Here is a 16,646-nt window from a genome sequence, read left to right on the forward strand (position 1 = left end):
GATCGGCGGGCGGGGGAAGACCCGATGCTTCTTTCCTACCCAGCTGCCGGTCCCGCCACCCCGGCCAGAGCGGACCGATAGCATTGCGGCCCGAGAGGTGGTGGCGTGCGAATGCGCGAGAAGGTGACCCGGCTGTTCGTCGTGGCGGCGATCGCCGAGGCCTGCTCCTGGCTGGCCCTGCTGGTCGGCATGCTTGTCAAGTACGGCCCGCCGGACAACGAGCTGGGCGTCAAGATCTTCGGGCCGATCCACGGCGGCCTGTTCGTCGCGTACGTCCTGCTGGTGCTGGCCGTGGCCCGGCTGCACCGGTGGAGCCCGCTGACCACGGTGGTGGCCCTGGCCAGCGCGGTGCCGCCGTTCGCCACTCTGGCCTTCGAGCGCTGGGCCCGCCGCCGGGGAATGCTCGGCGTCGAGCGGCAACCGGTCCGCGAGCCCGCCCCGGTCGGCTGACCCGCCGGCCCACCTCGGTCGCTGACCCGCCGGCCCACCCGCTGGCCCGGCGGACCGATCAGGTCAGCGCGGAGCAGGCCGCGATGCCGGCCAGCAGCAGTGCGCCCAGGAACGCCTGCAACAGCAGCGGCGGCCCTAGATGCGACCAGAGCGTCGCGGTACGCGGGGTCAGCAGCTGCCCGGTGGTGAGGTTGACGATCCGCTCGATCCGGGGCGGCAGCTCCGGGTCGCGTTGCGGGCGCACTGTGAGCTGCACCTGATCCGCCGGGTGCAGGGCGCTCTGCGGCAGGTGACCGTGCAGCTCCACCTCGCAGAGCTGGCCCGCGGTGTTGCGCAGCCGCACCGGGGTCACCAGGTATTCCGGGCCCTGCTTCAGCTCCTTCCAGCGACGGCGGGTGCCGCCACCTCCGAAGGAGAAGAGCGAGCGCAGCAGCAGGGCGGGCAGCCGGGCGAAGGCCGCCGCGGCGAGCACCGCCACCAGCACCGGCTGACCGATGCGTACCTCGCGGGTGTAACCGTCGAGCAGGCGGATCAGCCGCCCGGTGACGATTCGTTCCGTCGGGTGCACGATCCGTCGGGTATCGAGTCCACTGTCCATCTCCACCACCGAGAGTCCGCATGTGTTCACAGATCGTAGCGACGTCTCCAGTTGAACGACGTGAATGAAACCTGGTCACGGGCTCACGGCCGCGAGGTGACATCCCCGGCGACCCGGGTAAGCGGGGGGCCGAGCTGGAAAGGGGTCGAGCATGCAGCTGTCCTTCCTGCGCCCGCTCTACGACCGTCCCGGGCCGTGGTGCTCGGTGTATCTGGACGCCTCCGCCGACACGGAGGACGCCAAACCCGCGTTGGACCTACGCTGGCGTGCCCTGGAGCGCAGCCTGGCCGAACAGGGTGCGGACGAGGCGAACATCGCCGCATTGGACCGGGTGGTCCGAGGTCACGACCCGATGGTCGGGGACTACGGCCTGGCGGTCTTCGCCAGTCACGGCCGGGTGGTGCTCTCCGAGTACCTGTCCGCGCCACCACTGCGGGACCTGGCCAACGTCGGGCCGTTGCCGCACGTGATGCCGCTGCTCGCCCAGCGCGGGGAGCAGGTGGCCTGGGTACGTGTGATCGCCGACCGACTCGGCGCCGACGCGATGGCGGTCAGCGCCGGCGGGGTGCCCCGGCGGGCACACGTCGCCGGCCGGGACGAGTACCCGCTGCGACGGACGAAGCCCGGCGGCTGGTCCCAGTCCCGCTACCAGCGGGCGGCCATGGAGGCGTGGCACCAGAACGCCGGTGATGTCACCGCGGCGACCGTGCAGCTGGCGGACCGGGTCGGCGCGGACGTGGTGGTGGTCGCCGGCGACGTCCGGGCCACCGGAATGATCGCCGCCCAGATGCCGGAGCGCTGGCAGGACCTGGTGGTCCGTACCGATGCCGGGTCGCGGGCCGGCGGCGCCGACCAGACGATGCTGGACGACCTCACCGTGCAGACCATCGCGGAGATCGCCGACCAGCGGATCAATGCCGCGTTGGACAAGTTCGGCGTGCAGGAGGACGTGGGCGGCGGCCTCGACGCGGTCGTCTCGGCCCTGCAACGCAACCAGGTGGACATGATGCTCATCGTGGACGACCCGTCGGCCAACGGTGAGCTGTGGATCGGCGCGGAACCCACCGAGATCGCCGTCGACCCGGGGCAGCTGGCCGCCATGTCGGTGGCCGACCCGCAGCGGGTACGCGCCGACGCTGCGCTGGTCCGGGCGCTCGTCGGCACCGACGCGGCACTCACCGTGCTCGGACCCGACGAGGCGCCCGACCTGACCGACGGCGTCGGCGCGGTACTGCGCTACGTAGACCCCAGCACACCGGGGCGCGGCAATGGTTGACCGCACGGTCGCGGACATCGTTGTGGAACGGCTCCTGGCCTGGCGGGTGCCCCGCGCCTTCGGGTACCCGGGCGAGGCGATCGCCCCACTGGTCGAGGCGCTGGACCGCACCGGCGGGGAGCCGGCGTTCATCCCGGCCCGACACGAGGAAACCGCCTCGTTCATGGCCACCGGGCACGCCAAGTTCACCGGCGGCCTCGGGGTCTGCCTCGCCACCCAGGGGCCCAGCGCCGTCCAGCTGCTCAACGGTCTCTACGACGCCAAGCTGGACAGCAAGCCGGTGGTGGCCATCGTCGGGGAGGACATCTCCGGGCCGCTGGGCGGCGCGCACCAGGAGATCGGGCTGAGCCGGCTCTTCGGGGACGTGTGCAACCAGTTCGTCAGGTACGGCCGCAGGCCCGAGGAGGTGGGGGCGCTGCTGGACCAGGCGTTCCGGACGGCGGCGGCGACCCGCAGCCCGACCTGCGTGGTGCTGCCCCGCCAGTTGCAGGAGGCGCTGGTGCCCGAGCCGCAGACGTACGCCGCCGGGGTGATCACCGCGACCCCCGGCGAGCCGCTGGCCCGGGTCCTGCCGCACGAGGCGGACCTCGACGCCGCCGCGCAGCTGCTCAGCGGCGGCCAGCGGGTCGCGATCCTGGTGGGCCAGGGCGGTCGGGACGCGGCCGCCGAGATCATCGAGATGGCCGACCGGCTGGGCGCCGGTGTGGCCACGTCGCTGCTGGGCAAGCCGGTGCTCGACGAGCGGCTGCCGTTTCACACCGGGGTGCTCGGCGAGGTCGGCACCCCGGCGGCGGCCGAGCTGATGGGTGGCTGCGACACGCTGCTGATGGTCGGCACCAACGACCCGTGGACCGACTACTTCCCGATGCCCGAGCAGGCGCGCACGGTGCAGATCGACATCGACGGCCGTCGGATCGGCACCCGCTACCCGGCCGACGTGCCGTTGGTCGGTGACGCCGCCGAGACCCTGCGGGCGCTGCTGGGCCGGCTGCGCGGTCGGCCCGAGCAGCAGTGGCGTGCCACCGTGGAGAGTTCGGTGGACCGCTGGCGGGAGGTCGCCGCCGAGCGGGCCGCAGCCGCCGCGGACCCGGTCAACCCGCAGCTCGTCCTCCAGGAGCTGTCCGCCCGGATGCCCGGCACCGGCGCGGTCGCGGTCGACGTGGGCTCGGTCCTCTACTGGTACGCCCGGCACCTCACGCTGCCACCCGGGGTCAACGCGCAGTTGTGCGGCACCCTCGGCTCGATGGGCTGCGCGTTGCCGTACGCGGTGGCGGCCAAGCTGGCCGCCCCCGACCAGCCGGTGATCGCGCTTGTCGGTGACGGGGCGATGCAGCTCAACGGACTCGCCGAACTGATCACCGTGTCGCACCTCTGGCAGCAGTGGCACGACCCACGGCTGGTGGTGCTGGTACTCAACAACCGCGACCAGAACGGCATGGGTGGCGGGCGGGAACCGTCGTCCGACCCGACCCACCGCCGCCCCGACGTGCCGTACGCCGGGTGGGCCCGACTGCTGGGGTTGCACGGGGTGCGGGTGGACCGCCCGGAGCTGGTCGGCGCGGCCTGGGACGAGGCCCTCGCCGCGGACCGCCCCTGCGTACTGGAGGCGGTCGTCGACCCGGCGGTGTCGCTGGCGCCACCGGAGCCCGCCTTCGCCGACCTGCGGGGCCTGTACGCCGAGGGCGCTCCGGCCCGGAAGGTCCGCGAGCAGGTGGAGGTCACCGCGAACGCCGACGATCTCGTTTAGCCGCCCTGGACCAGGGCATCAGTAGCGGCCCCGACGACGCTGGAGGTCCCATGTCCGAGCCCGCCGACCGCCGCTACGGTCCCGCGACTCTGCCGCGCGCGCGGGGCCCGTTCTCCGCGGCGGTCGTCGAGGCGCTGCGGCGCCCGCCGCACGACCTGCCGGCCGATCTCGGCGTCGATCTCGACCCGGCGGACCCGTTCACCGACGAGGACCTGCAGCTGACGCTGTTCCTCTGCTACGAGCTGCACTACCGGGGCTGGCTCGGGGTGGACGAGTCGTGGGAGTGGCAGCCGACGCTGCTGGCGCTGCGTGCCCGCTGCGAACGGGTCTTCGAGGCGGCGCTGCGTCGGCTGGTCGGCGCGCCCCCGGTGCCCGCCGCCGGGGTGGCGGCCGGCCTGGCCGAGCTGGTCGCGGCCGACAACGGTCCGGCGCTGGCCGCGACGCTGCAACGGCGCGCCGACCTCACCCAGTTCCGCGAGTTCGTCGCCCACCGCTCCGTCTACCACCTGCGTGAGGCGGACCCACACAGCTGGGCGCTGCCCCGCCTCGGTGGGCCGGCGAAGGCCGCGCTCGTGGAGATCCAGACCGACGAGTACGGCAACGGGCGGCTGGACCGGATGCACGCCGAGCTGTTCCGGCGCACCCTCGACCGGCTGGGCCTGGACACCGGCTACGGCGCCCACGTCGACGTGGCGCCGGCGGTGACGTTGGCGACCAACAACCTGATGTCGCTGTTCGGGCTGCACCGACGGCTGCGCGGCGCGCTGCTCGGGCACCTGGCCGCGTTCGAGATGACGTCCTCGCTGCCCAACCGTCGCTACGGCAACGGGCTGCGCCGGCTCGGCTTCGACGAGGTGGCCACCCGCTTCTACGACGAGCACGTCGAGGCCGACGCGGTGCACGAGCAGATCGCCGCGCACGACATGTGTGGCGGCCTGGTCCGCGCCGAGCCGGCCCTCGCCTCCGACGTGCTGTTCGGTGCGGCGGCGGGGCTCGCGGTGGACCGGCTGTTCGCCGCCCATCTGCTGGGCAGCTGGGCCGCCGGCCGCAGCTCGCTGCGCGCACCCGCCGCACCGGCCCTGCCGCCCAGGGTCTCGCTTGTCGCGTTGCCCGCGGTGGCCCCGCCGGCTCCGCCGGCGCTCGTCTGATTCAGACCGCCGGCTGTCTGGGTGGGGCGTGTAGCGCGGAATCCATCCTTTGCTCTGCACCCGCCCGCGCACCACACACGGTCCGTAACTGGCGCGTGGGCGGGTGCAGAGCAAAGGTGGCGTGTCTCTGGTGCGGCCCGTCCGTGCGCTCTCGCCGCTTGACGGCGCGACGCGACGCGGCGACGTGGGGTCAGCCCTCGCGGGTGGTGCCCGCGCGGAAGTTGATCGCCTTGTGGGTGCCGTCGCAGAACGGCTTGAGCGCCGACTTGCCGCACCGGCACAGCGCCACAGTGCCCCGCCGCGCGTCGATGCGCTCGCCATCCGGCGTGACCAACGCGAAGTCGCCGCGGATCAGCAGCGGTCCGTCCTCGTACGGGGTGATCGTGGCGGCGGCTGGCTCGCTGGTGTCGTCGGTGCGCATGGCCGCGGAAGTGCCCGCCCTGACCCTGGCGAAACCCGAACGACCGAACGCCGGTGATGACCGGGGCACCCCGCTGACCAGCGGAATGTGCCTCCGGGTGGGTGATGCCCCGTTTGAACCCCATCGGGACGGGAAGCCGGGCCGCGTGGTGAGCGAACGAGGCAAGGTGGGGCCGGTGCACAAGGTGCACGAGGGGCTCACGGCCGATGGCGCCGGTCTTTCCGGCGACCGGGTCGTGGCCGCGGGAAGCGCCGCCCGGGTGCTGGTCGCCGCCACCGCCCGGGCGTTGCGCGGGGCCGACTGCGCCGACCTCGGGCACACCGGGCCGACGTCGCGGTTCCCCGGCGCCCCCGAGCCGGTACGCCGCGCCGCGGTCACCCGCGCCGCCGGCCGGGTCGCGCTCACCGTGGCCCAGGTCGACGAGGTGGACGCCGCCCGGGTGGCGCGCTGGTTCGTCGACCAGTACCCCCGCCGGAGCTACCCGGGGGTGCTGATCGGCTCTCCGCACGGCGCGGCGGCACACCTCGCCGTGGCCCTCGGCGTGCCGTGGCTGCCGGCGGGCTTCGAGATGACCGTGCACTGGTCCGACGGCGGGGTGGACCGCCCGGCGGACGCCGTGGAGCACGGCGCGGCCCTCGCCACCCGGCTGCTCGCCGGCAACGCCGACCTGCACCTGCGCCAGGTGCACTGCCCGGCCAGCCGCGGCGCCCTGACCGGGGCGACCGTGTCGCTGACCGCCGCGTGGAGGGCCCTACCGGCCGCGTACGCGCAGTTCCTGGCCGACCGGCTGGTGCCGGGTGCACCGGTGCTGCTGGTCCGCGACGCGCGCACCTGGCCGGTGCTGGAGCGTGGGCCGGGGCACAGCTTCCAGGTCGGCTGCCCGAGCAGTGGGCTGGACCCGGTGGACTTCCACAGGGACAGCCACGCCCTGCGGCAGGTGCTGCGCTCCGCCGGCGGCGACGCGACCCGGTGGGACCCGCCGGAGGTGTCCGTACCGTCGGCTGACGCCGAGCACGGCGTCGACGCGGGCTTCGAGCTGGCCGCGCGGAACTGGTCCGCCACGCACCAGCACCCGCTGCACCGGATGCTGGTGCCCCGGCCGGCGGCGCTGAGCGCGGGCGTGGCCGACCTGTACCGGCGGTGGCTGCGGCGCGCCGGCAAGACCGGTGACCGGTTGGTGGTGGAGTGCGGCCGACTGCTCGACCCGTGGCAGGTGGTGCGGGCGGGGCTGGTGCCGTACTGGTGTGAGAACGCCACCCGCCGCAGCGTCGACGAGGCCGAGTGGTGGCTGGCCGGCAGCGAGGCGTTCAGCTCGGTGGACGTGTTGCCCGAGCCGCCCGGGGTGCGCTCGCCCGCGCTGGCCGGGCTGCCGCAGTGGCTGGCCGTCGCCGGGTTCGGCCGGCGCCGTCGGGCGCTGGACCGCACCACCGCCCGGGGGTACCCGGTCACCTCGGTGCCCACCCGCCGGGCCACCGAGGTTCTGCGCGCCCAACCGTACGACCTGCCCGCGCCGCCCCCACTGGGGGTCGCCGAGGCGCTGGCAGTGCTCCGCGACAGCGGCGGCCACCAGGGGTTGTTGGTCTCCTGAGACGGAGCACGCCGAAACATCCTCGCGAACCCGGGGTCCCGTGATTGAGTACCTACGGAGCGGGAACATCGCTGGCTGCGACGGCCTGATTGCGCTGCGTAGAAGCGGTGTCGCCCGCTGGCATCCCAGTCACTGACCCACTTTCCGGCCCGGTGCGTGGCTCGACCACGCGCACGACCGGTTTCCCGATCCGGGCGGGGGACCTTCCTGAGGGAGGCGCGGATGTTCGGACAGACGAGCACGACCACGACCACACCACCACCACCCAACGATCGAGGTCTGGAGGATCTCGACGCCGCGGCGATGGCGTACGCGGCCCGGATCGCCGGGTTGCCGCCGGAGCGGCGGGGGGAGGCTCGGGACGACCTGGTGCGCTTCGCGCTGCCGTTCGCCGGCCGGCTGGCCCGCCGGTACCGGGGGCGGGGGGAGCCGCTGGAGGACCTGGAGCAGGTGGCCCGGCTGGGGCTGGTCAACGCCGTCGACCGCTATGACCCGGAACGGGGCTCGTTCACCGCGTACGCCGCGATCACCATCGTGGGCGAGATCAAACGGCACTTCCGGGACCGCACCTGGGGCGTGCACGTGCCCCGGCGGCTGCGGGACCTGATCCTCGAGGTGGGGCAGGCCACCGCCGCCCTCACCAGCGAGCTGTCCCGGGCCCCGTCGGTGGCCGAGTTGTCGGCCCGGCTGGAGACCCCGCAGGAGGAGATCCTCGCCGCCCTGGAGTCGGCGGCCGGCTACAGCCCGGCGTCCCTCAACGCGCCGGTGGGTGGGGAGAGCTCCGCCGAGTTCGGGGACCTGGTCGGCGAGTCGGACAACGCCCTCGAATCGGTCGACGACCGGGTGACGGTGAGCGGTCTGCTGCACCGACTGCCCTGGCGTGAACGCCGGATCCTCGCGATGCGCTTCTACGGCAACCAGACCCAGGCGGAGATCGCCGCCCGGTTCGGCATCTCGCAGATGCACGTGTCCCGGCTGCTGTCGCGGGCGCTCACCTGGCTGCGTCAGGCGATGCTCGCCGACGCGCCGCCGCCGCCGTGGCAGAACGGCGCCGCCGAACCCGACCCCGGCAAGACCCGGATCTCGGTCAAGCAGAACGGCGACTCGGTGGTGGTCGAGGTCGGCGGCGAGATCGACCGCGACGGCGCGGACCAGCTGCGCCGGGCCATGCTGGAGGCGGTCACCGGCCAACCCAGCGAGGTCGTCGTCGACCTGGTCGGCGCGGGTGGCTTCGACGCCGGTGGCATCGCCGCGCTGATGGCCGGTCGGGACGCGGCGGAGCGGACCGGGGTGCCGCTGCGGCTGACCCGGGTCCAGCCCGCGGTACGCCGTTCGCTCACCGCCGCCGGCCTGGCGCCGCCCCGGGACTGACCAAACCCGGACAGGTGGAGGGCCGACACCCGAGCGGGTGTCGGCCCTCCTGCGCGCGTACCCCTGGTCAGTGCTCTTCGGGGTTGCCGTCGCTGTGCGGGTGCCGCCAGCGCTCGTGCGGCTTCGGCGCGTCCTCGGCGTCCTTCGGCGGGTCGCTCTGCTCGAAGCTCGGCCGGCGGACGCCCTCGGGCTCCGGCACGTCCACCGGCCGGGCGCCGGAGCGCGGCGCCGGCTGGTAGTCGGTCGCGTCACGGGCGCCGTGCGCGCCCTCGGCGGACGGCGACTCCGGGGCGTGGTGCTCCATGCGCAGCTCCTCGGCGAAGTGCTGCGGCGGCTTCGTGGTGCGCTGCGGCAGGTCGCGGCCCAGATCGGCGACGAGCGGGCCGTACTTCAGGTCGAAGGCGGGGCGCTCGGACCGGATCCGGGGCATCCGGTCGAAGTTGCGCAGCGGCGGCGGGCAACTGGTTGCCCATTCGAGGGAGTTGCCGAAGCCCCACGGGTCGTCCACCGTCACCATCGCCCCGTAGCGCCAGGACTTCCAGGCGTTGTAGATGAAGAAGAGGGTGGACAGGCCGAGGATGAACGCGAAGATGCTGGAGACCGTGTTCAGCGTGGTGAAGCCGTCGGTGGGCAGGTAGTCGGCGTACCGGCGCGGCATGCCCTCGGCGCCCAGCCAGTGGTGCACCAGGAAGGTGCCGTGGAAGCCGATGAACATGGTCCAGAAGTGCGCCTTGCCGAGCCGTTCGTCGAGCAGTCGGCCGGTCATCTTGGGCCACCAGAAGTAGTAGCCGCCGAAGAGGGCGAAGACCACGGTGCCGAACACCACGTAGTGGAAGTGCGCCACCACGAAGTAGCTGTCGTGGGTGTGCCAGTCGACCGGCGGGCTGGCCAGCAGGACGCCGGTGAGGCCGCCGAGCAGGAACGTGACCAGGAAGCCGATGGCGAACAGCATCGGCGTCTCGAAGGTGAGCTGGCCCTTCCACATGGTGCCGATCCAGTTGAAGAACTTCACACCGGTGGGCACCGCGATCAGGTAGCTCAGGATGCTGAAGAACGGCAGCAGCACCTGGCCGGTGGCGAACATGTGGTGCGCCCAGACCGTCATGGACAGCACGGTGATGGCGATGGTGGCCAGCACGATGCCGGTGTAGCCGAAGAGCGGCTTGCGGGAGAAGACCGGGATGATCTCGGTGATGATGCCGAAGAACGGCAACGCGATGATGTAGACCTCGGGATGGCCGAAGAACCAGAACAGGTGCTGCCAGAGCATCGGGCCGCCGGTGGCCGCGTCGTACACGTGTGCGTTGAGCAACCGGTCGGCGGAGAGCGCCAGCAGCGCGGCGGCCAGCAGCGGGAAGACGAGGATCACCAGCACGCTGGTGAACAGCATGTTCCAGGTGAAGATCGGCATCCGGAACATGGTCATGCCGGGCGCGCGCAGGGTGAGGATCGTGGTGATCAGGTTGACCGCGCCGAGGATGGTGCCGAGCCCGGAGACGACCAGGCCGAGCACCCACATGTTCGCGCCCACGCCGGGGCTGTTCTCGACGCTGCTGAGCGGGCTGTACGCGGTCCAGCCGAAGTCCGCCGAGCCCCCCGGGGCGATGAACCCGCCGATCACCATGAGGCCGCCGAACAGGTACAACCAGTAGGCGAGCGCGTTGAGGCGGGGGAACGACACGTCCGGTGCGCCGATCTGGATCGGCACGATGTAGTTGGCGAACCCGAACGCCGCTGGCGTGGCGAACAGCAGCAGCATCACCGCGCCGTGCGAGGTGAAGAGCTGGTTGTACTGCTCGGAGGAGAGGAACTGCATCCCCGGGCGGGCCAACTCGGCCCGCATCACCATCGCCTGCAGCCCCGCCACCAGGAAGAACCCGAAGGAGGTCAGCAGATACAGCAGGCCGATCTGCTTGTGGTCGGTCGTGGCGAGGAACTTGATCAACGAGTTGCCGGGGATCGGCGCCCGTACCGCTCCCGGAAACCCCCCGAAGCGGGCCGGTGCCAGGATCGCCGGGCCCCGATCGCGACCGGGTTCCGTGGTTACCCGCTTGGGCATGGCTGCTCACCCCGTCGTGACGGCAGAAAGGACGAGCGTGCCTACCCGACCCTCGCACCATGTAACCAGGCCAGAGCGGTAATTTCGGTCAGAACGCTGGTACCGGGCGCAAGCGTCTCGAACGCTCAGGTTGCCGGCAGCATCGCCCAGACGGCCTTGCCCTGACCGGCCGGCACACTGCCCCACCGCTGCGTCAGCTCCCGGACCAGCATCAACCCTCGCCCACCCTCGGCGTGCAGGTCCGTCCCACCGGCCCGAGCCTGGGCGCTGCTGCCGTCCACCACGGCCAGGTGCAGATACGGTCGGCGCAGGGTCACCGTCACCTGCATCGGCGTGCCGGCGTGGCGCACCACGTTGCCCACCAACTCGCTGAGCACCAAGGCGGCCGGGCCGGACGCGACCGGCAGGTTCCACCGCGCGCACGCCTCCGTGACCATCTCCCGGGCCCGCCGGCAGGCCCCGGCCACCGGCTCCAGCCGGGTCCGCATCCGCAACGTGGACGTCGTGCCGGCCAACCGGGTCGCCTCCGCGCAGTCCGCGGACACCGGCAGCACCCGGCACGTGGTCGACTCGGCCAGCCATCGTGCGGCGACCGGCGACGGGGAGCAGAGCAGCACCGGCACGGCCGGCCACTCCTCGGCCCGGCGGGCGGTCGCGGCGAAGACGGACAGCGCCAAGCGGTCCTCCACGTTCACCCCGGCCATGTCGACCACCAGCGCCTCCGGCTGGTCGACAAGCGCGTCGCTGAGCGCCCGGTGCACCGAGCGCATCGTGCCGAGGTGCAACGGGCCGGTGAGCCTGACGACCGCCACCGGTGCCGTGGCGCGCACCTCGCAGGTGATCCGGCTCGACATCGCATGCCTCAATTCGCTGCTGGGTCGGGATCTGCCAACTACCCGAGGCCGTTCCCGATCAAACCGGACCGCCGGCGGGGCGACGCAGGTCACGCCCCACAACGCCAGGTCAGGGGCGGGTCCGGCCGGTCAGGACGCCAAGTGCGATCAGGGCGACGCCGAGCCCCAGGTGCAGCCAGCCGTCGGCGTCGTTGACCGGCAGCACGTTCGCCCCGGTGTCGCGGTCCACCGCCAGCCCGTAGAGCCAGAGCACCAGGTAGACCGCCCCGCCGCCGATCAGGAACGCCCGAGCGCCGGTGACCGTCCGCGCCAGCAGCAGCCCCGCCACGCCGAACGCCAGGTGCACCAGGTTGTGCAGCACCGACACCTGGAAGACGCCGAACAGGTACGCGCCGGAGTCGTGGCCGGCGAAGCGCAGCGCGTCCATGCCGCTGGTGATCCCCGGCACGAAGCCGAGCACGCCGAGCAGCAGCAACAGCACTCCCACAGTCGCCGCCGCGCGACGGACCGGCGGTTTGCCGTCGGCCGGGTTGGGTCGGGCCCGGGAGTGCGCCATCGATCCGACCATTCCCGGCTCCTCGTCGCGCGGCGGGTATGAGCGCTGCCGGCTACCCGCTGCCGCGACCGGCAAACTGGCCGGCCCCGCCGTCGGTCAGGCCGGCAGCAACCTCGGCGCGCGGGCCGACTGCCGGACCCGCTCGTACAGCTCGACGTAACGCGCGGCCATCACCGCCGGCGTGAAGCGCTGCGCGGCCACCCGCCGGCACTCGTCCGGGTCGAGCAACTCGGCGGCGAGGACGAGGTCGCCCAACTCCTCCTCGTCGGTGGTGAGCAGCCCGGTGCGGCCGTGCTCGATCAGCTCCGGCAGGCAACCCCGGGCGGTGGCCACCACCGGCGTACCCAGGGCGAGCGACTCGACCACCGCCGTACCGCCCGGCTCCTCCCACCGCAGCGGGAACAGCGACGCGCGGGCGCTGGCGAGCAGGTCGTCCCGTTCCTGGCCGGCCACGGTGCCGACCCAGCGCACCAGGTCACCGTCGACGTGCGGTGCCACCTCGTCGAGGAAGAACCGCACGTCCGGGTTCTGCCGGGCCTCGTCGCCGGCCGCGGCCAGGTCGGCCGGCCGATGGTACGGGCCGACGGGGCCGGCCAGCACCAGCGGAATACCGACCCGGTGCGCGAGCCGGGCGCCCACGTCCTGCCCCTTGCCGGGGTTGATCCGGCCCAGGATGAGCAGGTGCTCGCCCTTGTCCGGTCGGGGCCGCCGGTCGGCGTCGACAGCCAGCGGCGTGGACAGGTGCACGTGCCCCACCGAGTGCTCCCGCAGCGCCAGCGGGGCGCGGGCCAGTTGCGACGCGGAGACCCCGTTGACCCGGACCCGGTCGCCGCCGTCCAGGCTGCCGTAGAGCGCCGGGTGCTTGGCCAGGTCCCAGTGCAGGGTGTGCAGGGTTGGTGGGCCGGCCGGCCCCATCGCGGCGAGGGTGGCCAGCCCGACCGCCTCGACGTGATCGTGCACCAGGTCGATGTCGTCGCGGGAGTGCAGCTCCCGGACCACACCGGCCAGGTGCGCCTGGGCGATCCCGCAAACCTGGTTGTACGGCCTCTGCAACGCGGCGAACTGCCCGTCGGCGAAGACCGAGATCTGCTCGTCCACCGGCAGTGTGCTGCTGCCCACCGAGGCGAGCACCACCCGTACGCCGAGTCGACGCAGCTCCGGCACCAGCGTGGCGATGACGTTCTCGATGCCGCCGTAGCCGGGCGGTGGCACCGACAGCCACGGGCCGGCGTTCATCAGCACGGTGAGGCTCGTCGCGCTCACGCGGCTGCCACCCGGCGGCGGGGCACCCGGTGGCGCAGTTCGGCCAACGGCGGGCGCTCCTCGATGGACACGTCGCTGACCACGATCTCGCGGTCCAGGTTCGGCAGGGCGTCCGAACCACCGCGACGGAACTGGGTCAGCAACGCCTCCGGCGCCAACCCGGGGGTCGCCCAGCCGCGCCGTTGCAGCCGGGACCAGGCGGTCAACATGATCTGCGCGGACATTCGGCCGAGGGCCGCCGTGTCCTGGTGGCGGTGCTTGCGCTCACCGAGGTCGACCTGCGCCAGCGCGTCCAGGCCGACCAGGTCGAGCAGGTCGATCATCATGGCCGTCTCCACCCCGTACCCGGAGACGAACGGCACCTGGGCCAGCACGTCCCGGCGACCCGCGTACTCGCCGGCGAGCGGCTGCACGAAGCCGGCCAGCTCGGGCCAGAAGAGGTTGAGCAGCGGTCGGGCCATCAACTCGGTCACCCGGCCACCGCCGTCCTGCTCCACGCTGGCGGTGCCCACCAGGGGCCGGTGGTAGAAGCCCTTCACGAAGTCGACCGACGGGTCGGTCAACAGCGGGCCGAGCAGCCCGCTCACGAAGTGCGGCCGGAACTCGCGCAGGTCGGCGTCGATGAACGCCACCACGTCTCCCTCGGCGGCGGCCAGCCCGGCCCAGAGCGCGTCGCCCTTGCCGGTGAGCCGGGGCAGCCCCCGGGTCATCGCGTCCTGACTGACCACCTCCGCGCCGGCGGCGCGTGCCACCTGGGCGGTCCGGTCCGTCGAGCGGGAATCCACCACGATCAACTCGTCGACCAGGGCCACCCGATCCATCAGGTGCTCCCGTATCGTCGACACGATCGCGCCGACGGTGGCCTCCTCGTTGCGGGCCGGCAGCACCACGCTGACCCGGGTCCCACCCTTGGCGCGCATCAGCCGACGGGTCGGCCAGTCGGCCGCCGACGTCGTCCGGTACGTGGCCCATGCCTCCACCACCGGCGACACGCTCGATGTCATATCCCGCACGGGCACCCCTCCGTTCGTGCGTGGAAAAACCGAATTTGGTTGTTCCCATTCCTCGTCACGCGCTAACCGCATTCTCGGCAACATCTTGATCACGCAGGTGACGACAATTCGTTCCCGGGGGATGAACGTTTGATTGCGCACAGCCCAGGGGACTGCTCCCATCGCACATGAAACGTCTTCGAAGGGGTGTCGGGATGCGGAACTGCCGGGTGGGTCTGGTCGGAGCCGGCGGGGTGGCACAACGTCACGCGCGGGTGCTGGCCGGGTTCGACGACGTCGAGCTGGTCGGCGTCACCGACGTCGCGCCGGAGGCCGCGTCCGCGCTGGCCGCACAGCACGGCGGGCGGGCCTACGTCGACGTCACCGAGCTGCTGGCCACCGATCTGGACGCCGTGTACGTCTGCGTGCCACCGTTCGCGCACGGTTCCGCCGAGGAGGCGGTGATCGAGGCCGGGGTGCCGATGTTCGTGGAGAAGCCCGTCGCTGTCGACCTGAGCACCGCCGAGCGGATCGCCGACCTGGTCGCCCAGCGTGGGCTGCGCACCGCCGTCGGCCACCACTGGCGTTACCTGAGTGTGCTCGACCAGGCCCGTGACCTGCTCGCCGACCGCCCGGTGCGGATGGTCAGCGGCGCCTGGCTGGACAAGGTGCCCCCGGTGGCGTGGTGGTCACGGCGGGACCGCTCCGGCGGCCCGGTGGTCGAACAGGCCGCCCACGTGCTCGACCTGATCCGCGTGCTGGCCGGCGAGGTCACCGAGGTCACCGCGTACGGCAACGGCACCCCGCCACCGGTCGACGGCGCCGACATCGACTCGGTGACCACCGCCACGATGCGCTTCGCCGACGGCGCGGTCGGCACGCTCAGCGCCGCCTGCGTTCTCGGCTGGAAGCACCGCGCCGGCCTGGAGATCCTCGCCGACGGTCTGGCCCTCGCGATCACCGAGGACGGGCTGTCGATCCGCGACGCCGACGGCCAACGACACGTCCCCGCCGACCCGGAAGCCGCCCGGGTGGCGGTGGACCGCGCCTTCGTCGACGCCGTCCGCGGCATCGACGACGACGTCCGCGTCCCGTACGCCGAGGCTCTCGCGACCCAGCGCCTGGCCCTCGCGGTGGCCGACTCGGCCCGTACCGGCACCACAGTGCGGCTCGCCACCGCTACCGCGCCGACGGTGCTCGCCACCGGGGTGACAGTCGATGCGTGACAAGGTCGTGGTGGTCACCGGCCCCGGCCGGGTCGATCTGGTCGAGCAGGACGCCGCGCCGCTGCGCCCCGGCACGTTCCGGGTCGAGACGCTGTTCAGCGGTGTCTCCGCCGGCACCGAACTGAGCTACGTCAAGGGCACGAACCCCTACCTGAACGTCACCTGGAACGCCGACCTTGGGCTGTTCCAGCCGGGCGCGGCCAGCACGCCCTACCCGGTGACCCGACTCGGCTACATGCAGGTCGGCCGGGTGGTGGAGAGCGAGACCCCGGCCATCGCGGTGGGCACGGTCGGCGCGATGACGTACGGGCACCGCACCGGCTGGCTGGCCGACCCGGTCGCCGAACGGTTCGTGGCGCTGCCCGACGACCTGGACCCGCTGCTCGGCGTCTACGTCGCGCACATGGGCCCGATCTGCGCCAACGGGCTGCTGCACGCCGCCGCCGACCTGCACGGCGCCGACGTCCGCTCTCTCGGTGACGGGGTACGCGGCCGGCGGGTCGCCGTCGTCGGCGCCGGCGTCGTGGCGCTGCTGACGGCGTTGTTCGCCCGGCGCAACGGCGCCACGTCGGTGGTGGTGCTCGACCCCACCCCGCACCGTCGCCAGGTCGCCGAGGCGCTCGGCCTGGAAACCCTCGACCCCGACGCGGACGATCCGGCGGTCGTGCTCAAGACCCGCTGGGCGCACACCGCCGGCGACCGGGGCGCCGACGTGGTGTTCCAGTGCCGGGGCCAGGCGTGGGCGCTGCACCTCGCCCTGCGGCTGCTGCGGCCTCAGGGCACCGTCATCGACCTCGCCTTCTACCAGGGCGGCGCGGACGCGGTCCGCCTCGGTGAGGAGTTCCACCACCACGGGCTGTCGCTGCGCTGCGCCCAGATCGGCCGGGTGCCGCGCGGGCTCGCGCCCACCTGGGACCGGGAACGGCTCTCCGCCGAGACCGTCGACCTGCTCAGGACGTACGGCGACACGATCCGCAAGCACCTCGTCTCGGCGGTGGTGCCGTTCGACGAGGCGCCCGCCCTCCTCACCGACCTGGCCGACCGTCGCCGCCAGGAGCTTCAGGTGGTGCTCACCGCCTGACCCGCCGTCGCCGCGT

At 72.9% G+C, this 16,646-nt stretch carries 15 protein-coding genes; 8 read left to right on the forward strand and 7 right to left on the reverse strand.

The window, feature by feature from the left end:
- Positions 1 to 111: 111 nt before the first annotated feature.
- Positions 112 to 450: a DUF3817 domain-containing protein gene (locus KBX71_RS15365; protein WP_210818771.1), complete on the forward strand. Its 339-nt coding sequence runs from the start codon at positions 112 to 114 to the stop codon at positions 448 to 450.
- A 58-nt stretch (positions 451 to 508) separates the two neighbouring features.
- Here the strand turns inward: KBX71_RS15365 and KBX71_RS15370 are convergent, their stop codons facing one another.
- Complete coding sequence (locus tag KBX71_RS15370; RefSeq protein ID WP_210818631.1) at positions 509 to 1,057, reverse strand: hypothetical protein; 549 nt, start codon at positions 1,055 to 1,057, stop codon at positions 509 to 511.
- A 142-nt stretch (positions 1,058 to 1,199) separates the two neighbouring features.
- Between KBX71_RS15370 and KBX71_RS15375 the strand changes: the two genes are divergently transcribed.
- Genes KBX71_RS15375 through KBX71_RS15385 form a run of 3 tightly spaced genes read left to right on the forward strand, consistent with a single transcriptional unit; the run spans position 1,200 to position 5,219 of the window.
- Complete coding sequence (locus KBX71_RS15375; protein WP_124822372.1) at positions 1,200 to 2,324, forward strand: Vms1/Ankzf1 family peptidyl-tRNA hydrolase; 1,125 nt, start codon at positions 1,200 to 1,202, stop codon at positions 2,322 to 2,324.
- Entirely contained in the window at positions 2,317 to 4,071 is a 1,755-nt protein-coding gene (locus KBX71_RS15380; protein WP_210818633.1) for a thiamine pyrophosphate-binding protein, read from the forward strand. Before KBX71_RS15375 ends, KBX71_RS15380 begins: the two co-directional genes overlap by 8 nt.
- 50 nt (positions 4,072 to 4,121) lie before the next feature.
- The gene (locus KBX71_RS15385; protein ID WP_210818635.1) at positions 4,122 to 5,219 is read left to right on the forward strand and encodes an iron-containing redox enzyme family protein; all 1,098 of its coding nucleotides are present in this window, start codon (positions 4,122 to 4,124) and stop codon (positions 5,217 to 5,219) included.
- Between the two features lie 190 nt (positions 5,220 to 5,409).
- Here KBX71_RS15385 and KBX71_RS15390 read toward each other — a convergent pair whose 3' ends face one another.
- Positions 5,410 to 5,640: a CDGSH iron-sulfur domain-containing protein gene (locus tag KBX71_RS15390; RefSeq protein ID WP_210818637.1), complete on the reverse strand. Its 231-nt coding sequence runs from the start codon at positions 5,638 to 5,640 to the stop codon at positions 5,410 to 5,412.
- A 145-nt stretch (positions 5,641 to 5,785) separates the two neighbouring features.
- On the opposite strand from KBX71_RS15390, the gene KBX71_RS15395 reads away from it, so the two are divergent.
- Entirely contained in the window at positions 5,786 to 7,228 is a 1,443-nt protein-coding gene (locus KBX71_RS15395) for a hypothetical protein (RefSeq protein WP_307847090.1), read from the forward strand.
- Between the two features lie 222 nt (positions 7,229 to 7,450).
- Positions 7,451 to 8,599, forward strand: coding sequence for a SigB/SigF/SigG family RNA polymerase sigma factor (locus KBX71_RS15400; protein ID WP_210818643.1), 1,149 nt, complete (start codon positions 7,451 to 7,453; stop codon positions 8,597 to 8,599).
- A gap of 67 nt (positions 8,600 to 8,666) precedes the next feature.
- Here the strand turns inward: KBX71_RS15400 and ctaD are convergent, their stop codons facing one another.
- From ctaD to KBX71_RS15425, 5 genes are all read right to left on the reverse strand, one after another.
- The gene (gene ctaD, locus KBX71_RS15405) at positions 8,667 to 10,658 is read right to left on the reverse strand and encodes a cytochrome c oxidase subunit I (RefSeq protein WP_210818645.1); all 1,992 of its coding nucleotides are present in this window, start codon (positions 10,656 to 10,658) and stop codon (positions 8,667 to 8,669) included.
- Between the two features lie 125 nt (positions 10,659 to 10,783).
- The gene (locus KBX71_RS15410) at positions 10,784 to 11,512 is read right to left on the reverse strand and encodes an ATP-binding protein (protein WP_210818653.1); all 729 of its coding nucleotides are present in this window, start codon (positions 11,510 to 11,512) and stop codon (positions 10,784 to 10,786) included.
- A gap of 109 nt (positions 11,513 to 11,621) precedes the next feature.
- The gene (locus tag KBX71_RS15415) at positions 11,622 to 12,080 is read right to left on the reverse strand and encodes a DUF4383 domain-containing protein (protein WP_124822380.1); all 459 of its coding nucleotides are present in this window, start codon (positions 12,078 to 12,080) and stop codon (positions 11,622 to 11,624) included.
- 84 nt (positions 12,081 to 12,164) lie between these two features.
- Complete coding sequence (locus KBX71_RS15420) at positions 12,165 to 13,304, reverse strand: glycosyltransferase (RefSeq protein ID WP_210818775.1); 1,140 nt, start codon at positions 13,302 to 13,304, stop codon at positions 12,165 to 12,167.
- Positions 13,305 to 13,327: 23 nt separating this feature from the next.
- Complete coding sequence (locus KBX71_RS15425; protein WP_210818655.1) at positions 13,328 to 14,335, reverse strand: glucosyl-3-phosphoglycerate synthase; 1,008 nt, start codon at positions 14,333 to 14,335, stop codon at positions 13,328 to 13,330.
- 203 nt (positions 14,336 to 14,538) lie between these two features.
- On the opposite strand from KBX71_RS15425, the gene KBX71_RS15430 reads away from it, so the two are divergent.
- Entirely contained in the window at positions 14,539 to 15,549 is a 1,011-nt protein-coding gene (locus KBX71_RS15430; RefSeq protein ID WP_210818657.1) for a Gfo/Idh/MocA family protein, read from the forward strand.
- Entirely contained in the window at positions 15,542 to 16,630 is a 1,089-nt protein-coding gene (locus KBX71_RS15435; RefSeq protein WP_210818659.1) for a zinc-binding alcohol dehydrogenase, read from the forward strand. The genes KBX71_RS15430 and KBX71_RS15435 overlap by 8 nt, the downstream gene beginning before the upstream one ends.
- Positions 16,631 to 16,646: the final 16 nt, after the last annotated feature.

Origin of the sequence: Micromonospora sp. D93 (assembly GCF_018070365.1) — a bacterium.
In the GTDB taxonomy this organism is placed as follows: domain Bacteria; phylum Actinomycetota; class Actinomycetes; order Mycobacteriales; family Micromonosporaceae; genus Micromonospora; species Micromonospora ureilytica.